2 protein-coding genes are annotated in these 1319 nt (G+C 70.8%); one reads left to right on the forward strand and one right to left on the reverse strand.

Features of this window, described 5'->3' with window-relative positions; all coding sequences use genetic code 11:
- On the reverse strand, positions 1–838 hold an 838-nt coding region (locus ACOV8S_RS30855), incomplete at its 3' end, for a MurR/RpiR family transcriptional regulator (protein WP_448321789.1).
- 182 nt (positions 839–1020) lie between these two features.
- Here ACOV8S_RS30855 and ACOV8S_RS30860 point away from each other — a divergent pair.
- Positions 1021–1319, forward strand: a 299-nt coding sequence (locus ACOV8S_RS30860) for a helix-turn-helix domain-containing protein (protein WP_448321790.1), incomplete at its 3' end; no start/stop codon positions are given.

Here is a 1319-nt window from a genome sequence, read left to right on the forward strand (position 1 = left end):
GCCCGCGCCGAGCCGCACCCTTGGCGCCCGCCGTCGCCAGCGCCGCGAGTACGTGCGCGGTGGCGGTCACCGCGGTGGGGGAGTGGTGGGGTGACTCGCTGCGGGTGTCCACGGCCAGCACGTGCGTGGCATGGACGCAGACGGGACTGGAGTAGCTGTCGGTCAGCGCGATCACGGTGGCGCCCAGTGCCTGGAACTCGCGGGCCACCGCCACCGTGAGGTCGCTGTAGTTGCGGAAGCTGAACACCACCAGTGCGTCGTTGGCGTGCGCGTCGCTGATGGCGTTGACGGCGGGCCCGGTGCCCGGCTGGACGAGGGTGACGTCACGCAGGCTGCTGGTCAGATCGGTGGCCAGCAGCGAGGCGTACCCGCCGGACTTGAGGTCGCCGAGGATCCACCGGCGCCGGGCGCCGAGCAGGGCGGAGGCGGCCAGTTCGAGTCCGCCGTTGGCCTGGAGGTCGGCCAGGGTGCGGTGAAGGTTGGCCTCCTCCTCGGCGATCATCCGGCGCAGCGCCGACCGCTCCTGCGGTTCGGCGTTCGGCTCACGGCTGGTGAACCGCAGGTCGGGGGTGGAGAGCCGGACACCGTTCTCGCGCTCGGCCAGACGGCGAAGATCGTCGGTCGAGGCGAAACCGGCGGTGGCCAGAAGGGTGTCGAGATCGGCCGCACTCGCACCGGCCGACCGCAGCAGCTGGCCCGGTCGACGTTCCAGTGAGGCGGGGTAGCCCTCGGCGACGACCTCCACCAGCCGTTGCGCAGCGGGTCCGCACCGGTCGGCCGCCGCCCGGAGCAGGTCGAGGGCGGAGGACGGGTTCAGCGTCCGCCGGGTTCGGGACACGGCTTCTTCTCCTTCACTTCTCCGGACCAGGAACTCAACTGACAGTAAAAGTGCGCTGCAGATGGCTTGAACTAAGCGATGACTGAGTCTTACTGTCGCCACATGATGTCGTCAAGACGTACAACCGCAGAAGAACTTGCGGTCGGATTCGCCTCCAGGCGCACGATCTCCAGGGAGGCGGCGTGAGCGAAAAGAGCGCTCCCGAACCGGACCCCGCCCCGCCCACCCCTCCCAGCGAGCCCGAAGGGCTCGACGTCCTGGCCGTGCTGGGGGCCTCGGTGCTCAGAGCACGACGGGAACGGTGCGACACCCTCAGCACGGTGGCGGCCAAGGCCGGCGTATCGCCCGCCTACATCTCCCAGATGGAGTCCGGAGCGGCCAACCCGACCGTGCGCACCCTGGGACACGTCGCGGAAGCCCTCGGCACGACCCCCGCCCGCCTGCTCGACCCGGGCGCGAGCGCCGCCGGTCACGACCGGCC

The sequence above is a fragment of the Streptomyces sp. CO7 genome, assembly GCF_053474865.1.